This is a genomic window from Cellvibrio fibrivorans, from assembly GCF_031457055.1.
Classification (GTDB): Bacteria; Pseudomonadota; Gammaproteobacteria; order Pseudomonadales; family Cellvibrionaceae; genus Cellvibrio; species Cellvibrio fibrivorans.
This window is the reverse complement of sequence record NZ_JAVDVX010000002.1, coordinates 775317-793937: the sequence shown is the minus strand read 5'-3', so window position 1 is coordinate 793937 and position 18621 is coordinate 775317. Positions and strand designations below refer to the sequence as shown.

The following is an 18621-nucleotide window of genomic DNA, read 5'->3' as shown; positions in this document are numbered from 1 at the left end:
AGGAGTGATTGTTAAAAAGAAAAGGCCAGCAATTGCTGGCCTTTCTCATTAATACATTCTCTGGTATTAGATTTTAAGACGGCGGCGCATAACGCTCAGCCCTATAAGCCCTAATCCAAACAACAATAAACCTGATGGCTCGGCGACACTGGTGAATTTTCCAAACTCAGTAACATGACTAATTGTCGTATTTCCCAAATCTTTAAATTTGAATCCACTATTGAGTTGTGAAAAGTCAATCACCCCCCAACTGGCGTTGGCATTGTTTTCAAAGAGTGCCCACCACTTGGCATTTTTTACTAAAAAATAACCAGGTGTAGCTGCCAATTCAAAAGCATATACGTAGCTGGATTCCGTCGTGGCGTAAATCTCGACGCTATTGGTTTTGGTGACATAGGTAGTGTCTGGGTTTAGTAAAGAGTTGACCCAGTTAGTTTCAGAGGTGGGGTTGCTATTGCCTTGCATGAGGGTTTGCCCAAGCAAGGTATCCAAGCTGCCCACATTCGTCCCTGCATAGATTTCACCTGCTTTAATCGTATAAGCGGACGCTGGCGTGCACACCGTAATTACTGCGGTAACTAACAGTGATGAAATGAGTTTTTTCATAACAACTTCCTGTGGGGTTGTCGTGTTCGGGTGGCAAAAATTAAGCCTTAATCTTAAATTGATGTAAATTATTTCGGTCTGCTGTTTAAGGGCTTATTGACGTGTTTCTGCTGGGGTCTAATGCGTTAGCAGTTTGATCAAAAAGTGACTACAGCAAATCGTTAATGAGTTTCCACTCATCAACTGTGACCGGTTGTGTTGATAAGCGACTCTGTTTTACCAGTATCATATTTTCTAATCGCGGTTGCGCTTTGATTTCCGCTAGCGCAATCAACCGCGGGAATACTTTAGTGAGCTTAATATCCACCGAAACCCAACGCGGATTTTCTGGTGTTGATTTGGGATCGTAATAATCGCTTTCCGGATTAAATTGGGTTGGGTCGGGGTAGGCGGTTTTTACGACTTTAGCGGTGCCGACTATGCCGACATTTTTGCAACTGCTGTGATAGATAAATACTTCATCATTCAATGCGACTTGATCGCGTAAAAAATTACGGGCTTGGTAATTGCGGATGCCATCCCAGCGGCCGATTTTATCGGGCGCAGCCGCGAGATGGTCGATACCGTAGATGTGTGGTTCTGCTTTAAATAGCCAGTATTTTTTTGCCATCACTCACTCCTTAATCATCTACGGATTTATGATTGCTACAGCCATGCACTCAAACGCTGTGCTGTTTCTTCGGTTACTAATTCCAAGCTGATTTTGCGCTTCTCAACATCAACGTCGTTGATCACCACAAATACTTTTTCATCGAGTTTGTAAGTCTTGCCTTCAATTGTCAGGCTTAGGCGACGTGAATCAAATTGTGCTTTAATGTCACTCTCTTTGGGAGCTAGTAGTGCATAGCCTTCCAAACCCCAATCTTCCATTTTTACGCCGATACCAAACGAGTTAACCAAACCGATACTGGCGGGATGCACACTCCCAATGTGCTGCTTCGCATATTGGCAACCGAGCCAGGTTTCCGCATAGCGACATGCTTGGCGGCCAGTGTTGAGTTGGTTTTGTAACTGTTCGGCAAATTGTTTTTTATTGCCCACATTTTCTGCTGGCAAGCCGCGCAATATGCGTTTAATCGCAAGATGGTTAAACAGATCGTTATAGCGGCGAATAGGTGAGGTCACCATCGCATAAGCTTTAAAGCCCAAACCAAAATGCGGAATGGGATCAAAGGTTAATGAGCCAGCTTGCAGCATGCGTTGTAAGAGTGAATGCAGGCTCGCGCTTAAAGGATTACCTGTCGGGTTTGAGCGCAATTCGCTAAATAATTTTTGGAAGCTATCCAACTGAGTTAAGTCGCCAATGGTTAAATCCGGGCGGTCTTCCTGAATCAGTGCGACCGCATCATTGATACGTTCCGGGCGAAACCCGATGTGACTGGAAAAAATACCGTAGCCGGGATGCTGCAAAAATAATTCGCCTGCGCAGAGGTTAGTAACCAGCATTGCCTCTTCAATCATGCGGTGCGCGATATTACGTTCGCGTTTTTCTACGTGATCAATTTTTCTTTGGTCATTGAGAATGTAGGAATAGTCGGGGCGCTCCTCCATCACCAACGCATTCGCTTGGCGATATTGCGCACGCGCTTGCGCAAATCCTTTCAATTCGACGAGCATATCGTGGATAAACGCTGGTGCGGCGAGTAGTGATTCGCCGGTACTCATCAGGGCATCGAATACACCCTGGTAACTCAATTTAAAATGCGAGCGAATTTGCGCTTCAATAAATTCAAATGTGCTGATAGTGCCATCGTGCAAAATTTGCATGCGGCATACCAGCGCAGGGCGTTTTTGCTCCGGTACTAATGAGTAAGTATCGTGCGATAAATCGACCGGCAACATAGTCACCGTTTGGCCGAGTAAATAAAGCGTACTTGCACGCGCACGCGCGGATTGTTCCAGCGGGCTATCAAAACTGATGTGTTTGCTGGGATCGGCAATAGCGGTAATTAATTCCCAGCCATTTTCGTTGGGTGCGATATAAATAGCATCATCCATATCGCGCGTATTTTCGGAATCTATAGTGACGAAGGGCAGGTGGGTTAAATCCAGTTCACCATTTTCAAACGTGAGTGGCGACCAATTAATTCCGCCTGCTTGAGTTTGCGCGGCCGGTTGCCATTCAAACGGAATCTGGAATTTGGCGATGCTGTAACGGCTTTCTACACCAGGCTCTTCCAAGGTGCCGATTCGGTTGCGAATATGAATCTGGGTTTTGCCTTCACTATTGAACGGGTGACGGGCAACTTCGCAGTGAATTAAATCGCCGACTTTATAACCTTTGCGCTCTTGCGGTGGAATAAATAACCAGCGATTAAAATTGTTTACGTCTGGCTCCACAAAATCGGTGGTGCCTTTGTTCACGTAGCGGCCAACAAATTCGGTCAGGCCGGGTTTGATCAGCTTGATTAATTTTGCTTCAAATTGGCCTTTGCTGTTGGTGGTAATTTCCGCTTCGACGCGGTCATCAGGCAGTACGCGCATCATTTGGTCGGGGTCGATAAAGGCTTCGCGGCCGTCGTCGAGAATCAAAAAACCAAAGCGTTTGGTGGTGGTGCGAACCAGGCCTTGTGCGACATCTTTGGTTACAGCGATAGCGGACTTTAATTGAGCGAGTTGCTGCAGGGCATCTTTATTGAGCATGTAATACAACTTATAGGTAAGGATTATGGCGCGATTATAGCTCGATTTAACTGGCCTGTTGCGCAAATCTGGGGCAGCTATTTTTTTGGTAAAAGTAGTCTTTACTGATTGTTAACAGTAATGCTTTTGACAGTCTTGGGCGCCATCGGGTTACAATCGCCTTAATGTTAGTTATTGTTTTTATTGAATTTCTGGATAAGGGTTAGGTTTTGGACGCAGTTACCATCAACAATATTTTGCTCGTTGGCGCCCTCTTGGTCGCCGCCAGTATTTTGCTGAGCTCTATTTCTACCCGTGTGGGCGTGCCAATTCTGGTGATTTTCCTCGCGGTGGGGATGCTTGCGGGAGTGGATGGCCCCGGTGGAATTGTTTTTAATGATTACTCTACTGCTTATCTGGTGAGTAACCTCGCGCTGGCAATTATCCTTTTGGATGGTGGTATGCGCACCCGCGCAGCAACTTTCCGTGTTGCGCTTTGGCCTGCGCTGTCATTAGCGACTGTCGGTGTGATGATAACAGCAGGTTTAACGGGCGTTGCAGCCGCTTGGTTGTTCGACCTCTCCTTACTTGAAGGCTTGCTGATCGGCGCGATTGTGGGTTCGACAGATGCCGCTGTGGTATTTAATTTATTGAATGGCAAAGGCCTTAATGAGCGTGTTGGTTCAACGCTGGAGATCGAATCGGGCAGTAACGACCCCATGGCGATGTTCCTGACGGTGACCTTAATTGCCATGCTTGCCGCCGGTGAAACCAGCTTCAGCTGGGGCGTGCTGACCAGTTTGGTGCAGCAGTTTGGGATAGGTATCGCCCTGGGGTTGGGTGGCGGTTGGTTGCTATTGCAACTGATCAATCGGCTGTCGATTGCCGGTGGTTTGTACCCGCTATTAGCCGTTAGTGGCGGCATTATGCTCTACGCGATTTCTGGTGCTATCGGCGGCAGCGGTATCCTGACGGTGTATGTGTGTGGTTTGCTGATCGGTAATCGACCAATCCGAAACCGTCATGGCATCCTCCATATGTTCGATGGCCTCGCCTGGTTGAGCCAAATTGGTATGTTTTTGGTGTTGGGGTTGTTGCTTACGCCCAGTGAACTTTTGCCCATCGCGGTGCCAGCATTGTTGCTGTCGCTTTGGATGATTTTATTCGCTCGTCCTCTTTCCATTTTTGTCGGTTTATTACCCTTCCGCAGTTTTAACTTGAAAGAGCGCACATTTATATCCTGGGTTGGTTTGCGCGGTGCGGTGCCTGTTATTCTCGCGGTGTTCCCATTAATGGCGGGGCTTCCTAATGCGCAGCTTTTTTTCAATGTAGCGTTTTTTATTGTGTTGGTGTCCTTGCTGGTGCAAGGAACGACATTAAGCTGGGCCGCCAAAAAAGCCAAAGTTGTTGTCCCGGCTGTGCCTTCGCCATTTTCACGCGCTGGGTTGGAAATTCATGTCACCAGCCAGTGGGAATTGTTCATCTATAAATTGGGGGCTGAGAAATGGTGTATTGGTGCCGCATTGCGCGAGTTGCATATGCCGGAAAATACCCGCATAGCAGCATTATTTCGCGATAAAGAATTATTCCACCCATCCGGTAGTACGCGCTTGATGGCGGGTGATGTGCTCTGCGTAATCGGCCATGAGCAGGATTTACCAGCGCTCGGAAAATTATTTAGTGAAGCCCCAAAACGTACACTGGATTTGAGTTTCTTCGGTGATTTTATTATTCAGGGCGATGCAGAGTTGCGCGATCTGGCGATGCTGTATGCGTTGGATATGAAAGGCTACGAAGAGCATAAAACACTAGGCGAGTTGATTGGGCAAATGGTGGGCGGAAAGCCGGTAGTAGGTGATCAAAGCGAATGGAGTGGAATGCTCTGGACAATTGCCGAAGTGGAAGGAAACCGCGTACGTAAGATCGGAGTTAAACCCGTGGTTAAAAAAAATATGCCATCCAATGATTAGTGCAGCCGATGTTTAATCTACGTAATTCATTGCTCTTGCGGACGCAAGCATTTATCGACGGTGAATGGTGTAACGCCGATACGCATAAAACCTTTGCAGTAAAAAATCCCGCGACTGGAGAAATTATTACCCAGGTTGCAGATTTGGGTGTTACCGAAACCCGCAGGGCGATAGTTGTAGCGGCTCGAACACAGCAGGTATGGGCACAAAAAACGGCAAAAGAACGCAGCCAGTTATTGCGCGCATGGTTTGACCTGGTAATGCAACATCAGGATGATCTCGCGCAGATCCTTACTATTGAGCAAGGTAAACCCTTGGCAGAAGCGCGTGGGGAAATTGCTTACGGCGCAAGTTATATTGAATGGTTTTCTGAAGAGGCTAAACGTATTTATGGGGACGTGATTGCTCCGCCCAGTGTTGATCAGCGGATTTTGGTGATCAAACAACCCGTCGGTGTTGTTGCGACAATCACTCCCTGGAATTTTCCCTGCGCAATGCTAGCGCGAAAAATTGCTCCCGCATTAGCAGCTGGCTGCGCCGTCGTTGCTAAACCTGCTGCTGAAACACCGTTATCTGCGTTAGCTCTGGCATTTCTTGCTCAGCAAGCGGGTATTCCTGGGGGCGTTATTAATATCGTCACGGGAGCTGATTCTGCTGCAATTGGTTCGGAGTTAACGGGCAATCCACTCGTGCGGAAGTTGTCGTTTACGGGCTCGACTGCAGTGGGTAAACAATTAATCCAACAATGTGCCCCTGATGTAAAACGCATCACCTTGGAGTTGGGTGGTAACGCTCCGTTTATTGTGTTTGATGATGCTGATTTGGATGCGGCTGTTGCTGGTGCAATGGTCTCTAAATTTCGCAATGCCGGGCAGACTTGTGTTTGTGCCAATCGTTTTTATATACACCGCTCGGTTTACGCCCAATTCAGTGAGAAATTAATCGCCGCAATGAATTTGCTGTCGGTCGGAAACGGAATGGGTGAGGGTGTAAGTGTTGGTCCGTTAATTTCGTTAGCCGCGGTAAAAAAAGTGCAAGTGTTGGTGGATGATGCGCTCGCAAGAGGTGCACATATCGCATATCAAGCCACACTTGATTTAACTGAAGCGGCGCAAGGCAATTTTTATCCACCGACGTTATTGTTGAATGTTTCTCCTGATTCAGCGTTAACTCGTCAGGAAATTTTCGGTCCGGTAGCAGGATTGATTGCATTCGACACCGATCAACAAGTTATCGCATTTGCGAATGACTCTGAGTTTGGTTTGGCTGCTTATTGTTACACGCAGAATGCGAAACGCATAAAACATCTATCCGAAGTGCTGGAAGCAGGGATGCTGGGGATTAATACCGGCATCATCTCCAATGAAATGGCCCCTTTCGGTGGTATTAAACAATCCGGTTGGGGCAGGGAAGGTTCGCTTTACGGTATCGATGATTATGTGAGCGTAAAATACCTGTGTGAGCGTTTTTAATTACCAGCCTTCTATTGTTTTTTCCTTCATCTGTTAAATCTGCAACAAATTTCTGCAGCATAAAAGCCTGTCCGTAGCTAAATTCCGAATCCTTACTAAACTTGAACGTATCAGTATCCATATCTGATACATCACAATAGAAAATTAATGATGAGGTTTGCCATGTTTGGCTGGTATCAAGGATTAAGTTTACGTTGGAAGCTCACACTTCCTTTGCTTCTGTTGGTTGTGCTGGTGTTGTATATGGGCTTGCATGCGATCAGTACGAGTAAAATGCTGGGCGGGAATGCGGCGACTATTGCGAAGGTTAACTTGCCCGAAATTCAATTACTGATACAAGCTGATCGGGACCTTTATCAATCGCTGCTTGCTGAGCGAGCGTTGTTGCAGCTCGATAGCAGCAAGCATCAAGACTTATTCACGGAGCAAGGCGACAACGCCAAGCAGGCGCAGGATCGGGTTTATCAATCGCTTGACCTTTCTGATACGGCTACTGCTGCCGAGCGGGAGGAGTTTACCCGGCGCTACAATGCGTGGAAAATTCAGGCCGCCGACGTTATCAATTCTGCACGCCTTTCCGATGAAGCCAGCCGCACAGCTGCGCTACAAAAATCCTATGGTAGCGCTGCCGACGCTTTTGGACATTTGCGTGATTATATTGATGAACTACAAGAAAAGCGCTTGGCTCATGTCGATCAATTCACTGTTCAAATCGATGAAAACCAATCAACCAGCTCTGCACAGTTACTAGCGTTAGTGGTTGTTGGAACGCTCGTGAGTTTATTGGCAGCTTATTTTTTGCCGATATTGGTTGCCAATCAAGTCCGCCAGATCAGTCATCGTATTCAAAATATTGCGGAAGGCGATGGTGATTTAACGGCTCGCTTACCTGTCAACACCAATGATGAATTGGGGCAGCTGGCTACTAACGTCAATCAATTTATTGAAAAACTACAGCGCATCATTGGCAGTGTATTAGCGAATGCGGCAGAGGTTTCCAAGGCGGCAGAGTCTTTGTTGGTTGTATCCAGCAATAGCCAGCGCGCTGCAGATGACCAATGCCATGCAATTACCATGGTAGTGACCGCCGTGAATGAGTTGACCATGGCGATTCAGGAGGTTGCGCGCAATACCAGCAATACTGCGCAAAATACCAAAGAAGCGACGGCAATTACTGATCGCGGCCAAGAGCGTATCCATCTTGCCGTTGAACGTGTACAAGGTTTGGCTACACGGATTAGTGAAACCGCAGAGTTTATGTTGCGCTTGGAAGGAGAGGCGAAAAATGTAACTTCCGTTATTGATGTCATTCGCGGTGTTGCTGAACAGACCAATTTATTAGCGCTCAATGCGGCAATTGAAGCCGCGCGTGCGGGTGAACAAGGGCGAGGTTTTGCGGTGGTGGCTGACGAAGTGCGTACGCTGGCTAGCCGCACACAGCAGTCGACTACTGATATCCACGGAATGTTGAGTAAGCTGCAGCAGGGCGTCCAACATGCGGTGGATGCAATGGGTAGTAGTGCAGCTATGACTTCAGAAGCGGTTACCTCTGCCACTGAGGCAGGGGATTCATTAACGGGAATAAGCACGGCAGTAAAACAAATTTCAGATATGACGTTGCAAATCGCCACAGCAGCAGAAGAGCAGAGTTCAGTTACATCTGAAATTGATAAAAATTTGGTGCAGATTAATTCGTTGGCAATGAATAATGCAGAGGGCGCGTCCAAAACTGCAGTGGAAAGTCAGCGTTTGAATGAATTGTCTATCCAGTTGCGCCAATTGCTGATGCAGTTCAAGGTGTGATTCTAGCTTTATTGTAGAGATACAAAAAAACCGGGTGTTGACGCCCGGTTTTTTATTGCTTGAGCAATTTGATTTAAATACTAGATCGGTAGCTGCGTAGTAAATTTCACTTGCTTCAACGCAAACGCCGAATTGATCGAGCCAATATTCGGCAAATGGATCAGGGTTTGTTTCATCAGTCGTTCGTAGTGCTCTACGCTTTCCACCACCACCCGCAAGACATAATCTTTTTCACCGCTGGTTGAGTAGCACTCAACTACTTCCGGTATTGCCTGCACCATTTCCTCAAAGGCTTCTAGTGAGCTGGCATCGTGGTTTTTAATCGTGATGTAGGCGTGGACAGTCACCCCCAGGTTAAGCAGTTTGGGGTCAAGCAGGGTCACTTTACCGCGAATCACTCCTTCTACTTCCAGCCGTTTAAGGCGGCGCCAGCAGGGCGTGTGCGACAGGCCAATCATATTGCCTAAGTCTGCCATTGAGTAATCGGCATTCTCCTGAAGGGCGCGCAAGATCTTGCGATCATATTCATCGAGTTCTACTGACTTGGCCATGAAAAAGTAATCCTGAAAAGCATGATTGATATTGAGGCATTCTAGGATGAAAATTTTCATATGACAATAAATTGAGGATGTATTTAACAGTAACGTCCTAATTAACTCGGTGATATATTAAAAATTGCCATCTTATGGTGCTTTTCTAGGAAGAGGCTCAACCGGCATATTGTGATTGGGGTCATGGGCGTGTATCGTAACGCCTCTTTTGTTGGGCATTTTGTGCCGTGTTCGAGGACAAGGGTATTCCCCATTTGGCCCGATAAAAATAATGCTGAGGAGCAATCCGAGATGAGAGTGATATTGTTGGGCGCGCCCGGTGCTGGTAAGGGTACTCAGGCGCAACTGATCATGGAGAAGTTTGGCATTCCGCAAATCTCCACTGGTGATATGTTGCGTGCCGCTGTAAAAGCAGGCACATCCTTGGGCTTGCAGGCGAAAGACATTATGGCCGCTGGCGGTCTGGTACCGGATGATCTGATTATCTCCCTGGTAAAAGAGCGCATTGCCTCCAGCGATTGCACCAATGGTTTCTTGTTTGATGGTTTTCCACGCACCATCCCCCAAGCGCAAGCGATGTTGGATGCCGGTGTCGATATCGATCACGTGATTGAAATTCATGTGGCAGATGAAGAGATTGTGTCCCGCTTGAGTGGCCGCCGAGTGCATGAAGCCTCTGGCCGCGTGTACCACGTTATTCACAATGCACCTAAAGTAGCCGGGCACGATGATCTGACGGGTGAGCCGCTGATCCAGCGCCCTGATGATACCGAAGAGACCGTGCGCAAGCGTTTGGGTGTATACCATGACCAAACTGAACCACTAGTCGGTTTCTACCAAGGCCTTGCGGCTTCAGGTAAAACCAAAGTGCCCAAATACACCCGTATTAGCGGTATTGGCAGCGTCGATTCAATTCGCCAGCAACTGCTGACTGTATTGGGTTAATCTAAATCAATACAGCAAAACTAGGCTCTACGGAGCCTATTTTTTTGTCCCGTGTTTCATTGTGTTTACTGTCAATTTTTCTGTGTTCCTCCTATGAGCCTGATTCTCGCCCTGGATTCTTCGACTGATGCTTGCTCTGTCGCACTCTATGCCAATGGACAACTGGATGTCCGGTTTGAGCTGGCCGCCAAAAGCCATACCCAACGGTTGTTGCCGATGGTGGATGAGTTGCTGGGCGACAATAGCCTCAAGTTACATGACCTTGATGCTATTGCCTTTGGCCGCGGACCGGGTTCATTTACCGGATTGCGGATTTGTATGGGAATAGTGCAGGGCTTGGCATTTGGTGCGCAGTTGCCAGTGATCCCTGTATCCACTTTGGAGGCAATGGCATTAGGTTTTTACCGCGCAAATCCTGAGGTTAGCTTGCCTGTATTAGTGTCGTTAGATGCTCGTATGGATGAGGTTTACTGGGGCTTATTTACCCGTACAGGGGATTCAGTCTCGGCCTTGAGTGATGAGTTTGTAATGAAACCTGAATTGCTGTCTGAGCAAGATGTTATCCGTTCGCTGGCAGGGCAGTTTATCGCTGCTGGACCTGGATGGCATTATCCGGCAATGCAGGTGCTGGCCGCATCCACTATAGTGGTTGATTCCCAACCCCAAGCTGAAGATATGGCTGTAATTGCCGCGCAAGTATGGTCTGCCGGTGGTGCGATTGATGTACTCGATGCCCAGCCAGTGTATTTGCGCGATACTATCTCCTGGCAAAAGCGCCAGCGTATTCGTAATCCCAACTAGATTTTGGTGAGTTTATTATGACTGCCTCTTGTTCCATGGTGGATTTCAACACCGGTTTGCTCGAGTTCCTGTACTCATCCCCCACAGCTTTTCATGCCACTAAAAATATCGCAGGCAAATTGTTGGCGGCTAGTTTTATCCCGCTTTATGAGGGTGATATCTGGCAGCTTGAGCCTGGCAAGCGCTATCTGGTGATGCGCAATGATTCATCGATTATTGCGTTTGTGTACGGTAAATCACCGTTGTTGGACTCAGGTATCCGCATGCTGGGTGCCCACACCGATAGCCCTTGTTTGAAAGTGAAACCGCGTGCAGAGCTAAATCGTCGCGGTTATTTTCAGCTGGGTGTGGAGGTCTATGGCGGTGCTTTGTTGGCTCCTTGGTATGACCGTGATTTATCCATGGCGGGGCGGGTGACATACCGCGATCAATCCGATCAAATCGCCAGTGCATTGGTTGATTTTGAGCGCCCTGTCGCGGTGGTACCGAGCCTTGCCATACATCTGGATCGCGAAGCCAACAATGCCCGTTCAATCAATGCGCAAAAAGATATAGTGCCGCTGTTGTTGCAGCTTCCCGCTGAAGATGCGGCCTTGCCGGACTTTCGCGGATTGTTGCACGCCGAGTTGCTGCGGCAGCAGCCGGATCTCGCAATCAAACAAGTGCTGGATTACGAGATCAGCCTTTACGATACCCAGCCACCGGCCATAATTGGTTTTGAGCAAGATTTTATCGCCAGTGCGCGGCTTGATAATTTATTGAGTTGTTTCATTGGGTTGCAAGCTTTACTTGAAGCTGATGATCAAGTTTCCAGCCTGTTGATTTGCACTGATCATGAAGAGGTTGGCAGCGCTTCTTGCTGCGGAGCCAAAGGCCCGATGTTGCAACAGTTTCTTGAGCGGCTATTGCCCGATGGTGAAACGCGCGCGCGCGTGATTGAGCGATCGATGATGATATCGGCCGATAATGCCCACGGTATTCATCCTAACTTTATGGATAAGCACGATGAAAACCATGGCCCGCTGTTGAACCGCGGCCCGGTTATCAAAGTCAACGCCAACCAGCGGTATGCAACGACCAGTGAAACCAGCGCCTTCTTCCGCCTGCTGTGTGAAGCGGCGGAGGTGCCGGTGCAAGAATTTGTGGCGCGTACTGATATGGGTTGCGGCAGTACTATCGGCCCGGTGGTGGCATCAGAGGTTGGAGTGAAAACGATTGATGTTGGATCGCCCACCTTTGCCATGCACTCCATCCGCGAGCTCGCAGGTGCCCGTGATGGCTGGTATCTCTATAAAGCGGCAGTTGAATTTTTTAGCTATAGCAAAGCACCTTTTGCCTTAATTTCCCGCAGCTAATGGGTGTGCAGAAACTTTGAGCAAGTCTTTTTGGCTGAGCGGTTGTATTATTGTGATGAAAGTGCAACCGCTCGCAATCCGGCTGTGATCCAGTACTAATACTGACGACAAGCCTGACTCTTGTAGCTGTCGGCTGTTTATACTCGCGCATATTTCTCTAATAAAAAACAATTTATTATTTTATCGATAGTCAGAATTAAGCCTTTGTGATTAGCGTTGAATGATCCTGATTAGAGTTTAGTGGAGTCGAAAATGGCGATTAGCCTTGATGTATTAGCGTCTTTTGCGCCTTTTAATACCCTCAATCATGAATATTTGGTACAGGTTGCCGAGAAAGCCGCACTACGGGAAATCACCAAGGGAGCGATCATTTTTAAACGGGGTCGCCCGTTTCCTGAAAAAGTGTATTTGGTCAGTGGTACGGTAGATCTTATTGATTCCAGCTTTCAAGTGAATACCATCAACCCTGCGAGTGAATCACGTCGTTCGCCGCTCAATATCACCCAACCAACCCAGGTCTCTGCTGTCGCCAAGTCCGATGTCACCCTCTTGTCGGTTGATAGCGATTTTCTCGATCTGGTGCTTGCCTGGAGTGAATCCAGCGATGAAGAGGCTGATTTATCGGGTGTGAGCCTGCACGATGACAGCGATTGGATGTCATCGCTATTGCAGTCCCCATTATTTAGTCGCTTACCTCCGGCGAATATTCGCCAACTGTTTATCCGTTTCAAGGCGCAAAAAGTATTGGCCGATGAAGTTGTTATCAAGCAGGGCGAACGCGGTGATTATTTTTACGTGCTGGAATCCGGTAGTGCGATGGTGATGGATACGGCGGGAAAGATTTTGGCGGCGCTGCGCCCCGGTCATTATTTTGGTGAGGAGGCATTGGTTGGTGATACCACGCGCAATGCCACCGTAAAAATGATTACTCCCGGCAAGGTAATGCGCTTGGATAAAGAAGATTTCCGTGAGTTGCTGCAAGAGCCGGTGCTTAAATATGTGAGCGCCGAGGATCTCAAAGCGCGTGCGACGGATCAACCTGCTTATCAAATCCTCGATGTACGTTTGCCACTTGAACGGCGTGCCCAAGCTGTTCCTGATAGCCGCAATATCCCGCTCAACCAATTGCGCAACAATCTCAAAAATCTGGATGATACAGTGACCTATGTAATCACCGACGATTCCGGCCGCCGCTGCGACGTAGCCTCGCACCTGTTGACCCAGGCAGGCTTTGACAGTTGCATCCTGCGCGATTCTGCTCGCTACTACTCTGGTTTGTAATGCCGGCTCAAGCAAGCTGCAAATTTTTGTGGCTTGCCTGTATGATGGCGCCCTGATTTTTATCGCCACACCAACTGGCTATCCATCGATAGAGATAGGGCATCATGAGTAAACAACGCGTATTAACCGGCATTACCACCACAGGCACTCCGCACCTCGGCAATTACGTTGGCGCCATTCGTCCCGCTATTCAGGCGAGCCAAAGTGCAAATGTGCAGTCCTTTTATTTTTTGGCGGATTTTCATGCGCTGATCAAATGCCAGGATCCGGATCTGGTTCATCAATCCACCCGTGAAATTGCCGCTACATGGATGGCATTGGGGCTGGATACCGACAACGCGATTTTTTATCGCCAATCTGATGTGCCGGAAATTCCCGAGCTGTGTTGGGTTCTTACCTGCAATGCAGCGAAAGGGTTAATGAATCGCGCCCACGCCTATAAAGCATCAGTTGATGCAAATCTCGAAGCCGGTGAAGATACTGATTACGGTATTACTATGGGGTTGTATTCCTACCCGATTTTAATGGCCGCCGATATTTTAATGTTCAATGCCAATAAAGTTCCTGTAGGTCGCGACCAAATCCAACACATCGAAATGGCCCGCGATATTGCCGCACGTTTTAATCATCACTACGGTGAACATTTTGTGTTGCCAGAGGCGCAAGTGGATGACAATGTGAATGCGGTATTACAAGGGTTGGATGGCCGCAAAATGAGCAAGAGTTACGGCAATACCATTCCGTTATTTTTGCCGGAAAAACAACTGAAAAAATCGATTAATAAAATCCTTACCAATTTACTTGAACCAGGTCAGGCAAAAGATCCTGATACTTCCCCGGTATTTCAAATCTGGCAGGCATTCGCGACACCAGAACAAACTGCGCAGTTGCGCCAACAGTTTGCAGAAGGTATTGCCTGGGGCGAAGCAAAACGCCAATTGTTTGAATTGATCAATGGTCAGTTAGCGGAGGCGCGTGATAAGTATGAATCGCTTTTGGCAAACCCCGTCCATATTGAAGAAGTGCTGCAAAAAGGCGCCGCAAAAGCGCGAGCTTACAGTCAGCCGTTGCTGGAAAAAGTGCGCGAGGCTGTTGGGATTCGCAAAATAAAATAATTGTATTTTGTGCAATAAAAAATCCCCGCACGTGTAAACGGCGGGGATTTTTTATTGTGTTGTTAGTGTTATTGTGGTGATAATTACTTGGTTAGTGTCGCCACCACTTTTAATACTGCCGAAGTCAATTTGCTTAATTGATCTTTGCTGATAATAAACGGGGGCATTAAATAAATAACATTGCCGAATGGTCTTATCCATACGCCCAACTCTACAAACATTGGCATTAACTTGCTGGTGTCCACCGCATTCTCCAGCTCGACCACGCCAATCGCACCCAGTACGCGCACATCGCTAACGTAGGAAAAATCCTTGCAGGGCGCTAATTCTGCGCGCATTTGTTGGCCGATATTGGCAACGGTCGTTTGCCAATCGGAGTTGAGTAATAAATCGATACTGGCGTTGGCAACAGCGCAGGCGAGTGGGTTGGCCATATAGGTGGGGCCGTGCATAAAAATGCCGTTCTCGCCCTTGCAGATACCGTTACTGATTTTATCGTTGCAGAGTGTCGCTGCGAGGGTGATATAGCCAGCGGTGAGCGCTTTGCCGATGCATAAAATATCCGGGCTGATGCCCGCGTGTTCACACGCAAATAATTTTCCCGTACGACCAAAACCGGTGGCAATCTCATCGACGATCAACAAAATTTCGTTTTTATCGCAGAGTTCGCGCACGCGGCGCAAATAATCCGGTGAATAAAAACGCATGCCGCCAGCGCCCTGGACAATGGGTTCGAGAATTACTGCTGCAATTTTTTGGCGATGCTGCTGGATCATCTGTGCAAATTTTGCGATGTGTGATTCTTGGAATGGATCATCAAAACCGCAGGGTGGAGCTTCGGCAAACAAATGATGTGAGAGTGCATGATGAAACAAGTGGTGCATTCCCGATTGCGGGTCGCATACTGACATAGCGCCAAAAGTATCGCCGTGGTATCCGCGTTTCAAGGTCAAAAACATGGTGCGCTGCGCTTGGCCCTGTGAATGCCAATATTGAATTGCCATTTTGAGCGCAACTTCGACGGCGACTGAACCTGAATCTGAAAAGAAAACTTTGTTCAAACCCTCTGGGGTGATTTTGGCGAGGGTAGTGGCGAGTTTTACCGCGGACTCGTGAGTGACGCCGGCAAACATCACATGCGCCATTTTGCCCAGTTGATCAATGACTGCCTGATTTAATACTGGATGATTGTAGCCATGCAATGTGCTCCACCAAGAGGACATGCCATCGATTAACACTCGACCGTCGGCCAAATGTAATTCCACGCCTTGCGCATGGCTCACTGCTGTGATCATGCCCGGTTGGGTAAACGAGGTGTAGGGGTGCCACACATGGGCGCGGTCTAAACGCAGCAAATCATGGTTGGCAATTTCTTGGGTGTATATCATGGGAATTCCACATCATTCGCACAAAATAATTATCTGCCTTGCCCAAGCTTAACGAAATTTTTTGCAAAAAGCTGAATCAATTTCATTTATTAGGCTGGGTATTAATTAAATCTGATGATCAAATCCAGTTGTTTATGCGAGAGTTTATCCATTTCGCTATTCAGCCCGTCAGCAATACTGATCTCTTGTTGTGTTTGATCGGAAATGCGCGCAATCGATTGAGTGTTGCGTTCAATTTCCAATGCCATAGAAGATTGTTCTTCTGCCGCTGTGGCAATTTGGTGGGACATCTGGTCAATCGTGTTGACTGAGTGAGAAATCGAATCCAGCGCAGTACGGACATTGCTCATTTCATGCACGCTGCGATCGGCTAGATCTAAACAATTTTTCATGTTGAGACTGGCGTCTTCAGTGGCTTTGCCCAGGTTGCCGATGATTTGTTGGATGTCACCGGTGGATTCTTGCGTTCTCTGCGCCAGCGAGCGCACTTCATCGGCCACTACCGCAAAGCCCCGCCCCTGTTCACCTGCACGCGCGGCTTCAATTGCTGCGTTCAGTGCAAGTAGGTTGGTTTGTTCGGCGATCCCGCGAATCACATCAACCACATTGGCAATTTTGCTACTGTCTTCGCTCAATTTATTGAGCACACTACCGAGGTTGCCAACGGTTTTTGATAAATCATCAATTGCGTGGCGGGCACCTTCAATAACAAGATTGCCTTTGTCCACTTCTCCAATCGCCGCTCCGGTCGCCATCGATGTTTGGTTTGCGCCGCTTGCGACCTCTTGCACCGCCAACGCCATTTGCTGCATTGCGGTGGCAACACCCGCGGTCTCTTGTTGCTGGGCGCTCATACCTTCGTAGGTTTTGCGCGCGTGATGATGAGCTGCCCCTGCTTTGTGTTGCAGCTCTTTGGCTGACTCACCAAAGCGCCCGAGTGCAGTACGCAAGCGCGATTTTATGGCGTGTTGCGCCAGTTCAATTTCACCCATAGCATCGCAGCGACCGGTGTAAATATAAGCGGCAAAAGGATCGTTGATGGTGTTGCGGGCCTCTTGTAATGCCTGTGCAATACGGTTTTGTTGCAGCACTTGCGCAGTGCCGCCGATGATAACTGCGATTACGGCAGTAGCTATGACTGAGGTGATTGAAAGCGAAGCGAACATGCCGGTAGCGACAAGTAACAATATCCAGCTTGTCAGTGCAATGAGGGTGCTACCGCCAAAGTCACTCCAAAATTTTTCCCAGGACGAATAGGGTGGTTTACCTTGGTTCAAGCGTTCATAGACATATTCCGCACGGCGAACCAGATTGGGGTCTGCTTTGGCGCGCACGGATTCATAGCCATACACCTGACCCTTTTCGCGCAGTGGGGTGATATAGGCATCGACCCAATAATGGTCACCATTTTTGCAGCGGTTTTTAACTATCCCCATCCAGGGCTTACCGGCTTTTAATGCTGTCCAGAGCATACCGAATGCCGCTGGCGGCATTTGCGGGTGGCGCAAAATGTTGTGCGGTTGGTTGAGCAATTCTTCACTGCTGTAGCCGGAAATGCGGCAAAACGTTTCGTTGCAAAATTCGATATCGCCGCGCAGGTTAGAGGAGGAGACGATTTCTTCGTGGTTGGAAAGGTGTACTTCCCTGCCGGTTACATGACCATTATTGCGCATGAGTGAATTCCTGAAATATCGACAAAAACTTGATCTTTCGTGCCCTGTTTTTGTCAAATTGCAAAAAACTCACGAGCAGATCATCTATCTTGGTTTTTCAAGCCTAGTCCAAAATTGGCGAATCTCTAGTTGCCTTATAGCCATTTAGTTTTCAGGCGGCTCGGGTGTTGGTTGACTGGGGAGCGTAGAGTTTGCCATGGACGAGTTGCGATTCGCGCAGAAATCGGGCGAGAGCGGTGCGCGTCTCTTCCTCCATATCGATAAACTCGACACTAATTTGAGTGTGGCGATAAGGGCTACGGCCGATACGAAAGGCGCAGATACGCGCGCGGCAGCGGATCTGTAATTCATCGTTGATATCGACTTCGCACATAGGCAAGAGCGCGCCATGGCGCAAGTAGGGAAGCATGTTGCCTGCTATTATCAGGCGCAGGCCGCCTGTGGAAATATCTTGCAGGGTGCCATAGCTTGGCTCCTGCCCGAGGGTACGAATTTTTACTGAGAGCGGTGATTGGTGGCCGATGATATAACGCGGGGAGCTGCGTCTGGGCATGTAGTAGACGAATTCGGGCAGGGTGATTGCAAAGCCAGAAGCATTATATGTTGAACCCATGGCGACAATATGTGCACGAATGACAAGTTGCTCGCCATTGCGGTGATGGCGCAAAGTGATCTCGTCACCCGCGTCCAATATATGCTGTTGGGGAAACAGATCGTCCAGCCATAATAGGCCGCGCTCAACATCAATTGCCAGGATCATACTTTGATAAACGCGGCTGGCGCCTGTGATTTTTACCTCCAGCAGTTGTCGTTGTTTTAGCAGCTCCCAGAGTGGGAGATACTGGTCGGGAATATGACTCTCCGGAGATATGCCGTCCTGCTCCGTAAGCGGATTTTTTAGCTCTGGGGTCTGGTGTGTGACAGAAGAGCGAAAACTTTTCTTGAACAGTTTATCGAGAAACGACATTACTACCTCCTCGCGGCAAAGATTCTCCCCCGGAGTTAATTTCAGCGGGGTTTGATAGGGGTAAGAGCAAGC

15 protein-coding genes are annotated in these 18621 nt (G+C 48.3%); 8 read left to right on the top strand and 7 right to left on the bottom strand.

All coding sequences use genetic code 11. The features are described 5' to 3' along the window. Nucleotides 1-66: 66 nt before the first annotated feature. From J2X05_RS08270 to J2X05_RS08260, 3 genes are all read right to left on the bottom strand, one after another. Nucleotides 67-606 (bottom strand): PEP-CTERM sorting domain-containing protein, encoded by a 540-nt coding sequence (locus J2X05_RS08270; RefSeq protein ID WP_310071110.1) that lies wholly within the window; start codon nt 604-606, stop codon nt 67-69. 148 nt (nt 607-754) lie between these two features. Further along, a complete protein-coding gene (locus tag J2X05_RS08265) occupies nt 755-1216 on the bottom strand; it encodes an EVE domain-containing protein (protein WP_310071108.1) in 462 nt (153 codons plus the stop codon). 35 nt (nt 1217-1251) lie between these two features. After that, complete coding sequence (locus J2X05_RS08260) at nt 1252-3249, bottom strand: VacB/RNase II family 3'-5' exoribonuclease (RefSeq protein ID WP_310071106.1); 1998 nt, start codon at nt 3247-3249, stop codon at nt 1252-1254. Nucleotides 3250-3458: 209 nt separating this feature from the next. Here J2X05_RS08260 and J2X05_RS08255 point away from each other — a divergent pair, with 209 nt between their 5' ends. From J2X05_RS08255 to J2X05_RS08245, 3 genes are all read left to right on the top strand, one after another. Then, a complete protein-coding gene (locus J2X05_RS08255) occupies nt 3459-5198 on the top strand; it encodes a potassium/proton antiporter (protein WP_310071104.1) in 1740 nt (579 codons plus the stop codon). Between the two features lie 8 nt (nt 5199-5206). Continuing rightward, nucleotides 5207-6670, top strand: a complete 1464-nt coding sequence (locus J2X05_RS08250; RefSeq protein ID WP_310071103.1) for an NAD-dependent succinate-semialdehyde dehydrogenase — start codon at nt 5207-5209, stop codon at nt 6668-6670. Between the two features lie 147 nt (nt 6671-6817). Beyond that, nucleotides 6818-8473 carry a methyl-accepting chemotaxis protein gene (locus J2X05_RS08245; RefSeq protein WP_310071101.1) on the top strand — a complete coding sequence of 552 codons (1656 nt, stop codon included), beginning with the start codon at nt 6818-6820 and terminating at the stop codon, nt 8471-8473. Nucleotides 8474-8553: 80 nt separating this feature from the next. On the opposite strand, the gene J2X05_RS08240 is transcribed toward J2X05_RS08245, so the two are convergent. Next, on the bottom strand, nt 8554-9024 hold the full coding sequence (locus J2X05_RS08240; protein WP_310071099.1) for an Lrp/AsnC family transcriptional regulator: 471 nt from the start codon (nt 9022-9024) through the stop codon (nt 8554-8556). Between the two features lie 291 nt (nt 9025-9315). Here J2X05_RS08240 and adk point away from each other — a divergent pair, with 291 nt between their 5' ends. The 5 genes from adk to J2X05_RS08215 all read left to right on the top strand — a co-directional run bounded on the left by adk (nt 9316) and on the right by J2X05_RS08215 (nt 14521). Continuing rightward, complete coding sequence (gene adk / locus J2X05_RS08235; protein ID WP_310071098.1) at nt 9316-9969, top strand: adenylate kinase; 654 nt, start codon at nt 9316-9318, stop codon at nt 9967-9969. Nucleotides 9970-10062: 93 nt separating this feature from the next. After that, nucleotides 10063-10770 carry a tRNA (adenosine(37)-N6)-threonylcarbamoyltransferase complex dimerization subunit type 1 TsaB gene (tsaB, locus tag J2X05_RS08230; RefSeq protein WP_310071094.1) on the top strand — a complete coding sequence of 236 codons (708 nt, stop codon included), beginning with the start codon at nt 10063-10065 and terminating at the stop codon, nt 10768-10770. A gap of 17 nt (nt 10771-10787) precedes the next feature. After that, nucleotides 10788-12125 (top strand): M18 family aminopeptidase, encoded by a 1338-nt coding sequence (locus tag J2X05_RS08225; protein WP_310071093.1) that lies wholly within the window; start codon nt 10788-10790, stop codon nt 12123-12125. Nucleotides 12126-12377: 252 nt separating this feature from the next. After that, complete coding sequence (locus J2X05_RS08220; RefSeq protein ID WP_310071090.1) at nt 12378-13406, top strand: cyclic nucleotide-binding domain-containing protein; 1029 nt, start codon at nt 12378-12380, stop codon at nt 13404-13406. 104 nt (nt 13407-13510) lie between these two features. After that, nucleotides 13511-14521, top strand: coding sequence for a tryptophan--tRNA ligase (locus tag J2X05_RS08215; RefSeq protein ID WP_310071087.1), 1011 nt, complete (start codon nt 13511-13513; stop codon nt 14519-14521). A gap of 83 nt (nt 14522-14604) precedes the next feature. Here J2X05_RS08215 and bioA read toward each other — a convergent pair whose 3' ends face one another. The 3 genes from bioA to J2X05_RS08200 all read right to left on the bottom strand — a co-directional run bounded on the left by bioA (nt 14605) and on the right by J2X05_RS08200 (nt 18549). Beyond that, nucleotides 14605-15909, bottom strand: a complete 1305-nt coding sequence (gene bioA / locus J2X05_RS08210) for an adenosylmethionine--8-amino-7-oxononanoate transaminase (protein ID WP_310071085.1) — start codon at nt 15907-15909, stop codon at nt 14605-14607. A 101-nt stretch (nt 15910-16010) separates the two neighbouring features. Next, entirely contained in the window at nt 16011-17582 is a 1572-nt protein-coding gene (locus J2X05_RS08205; protein WP_310071083.1) for a methyl-accepting chemotaxis protein, read from the bottom strand. Between the two features lie 151 nt (nt 17583-17733). Then, complete coding sequence (locus J2X05_RS08200; protein WP_310071082.1) at nt 17734-18549, bottom strand: flagellar brake protein; 816 nt, start codon at nt 18547-18549, stop codon at nt 17734-17736. Nucleotides 18550-18621: the final 72 nt, after the last annotated feature.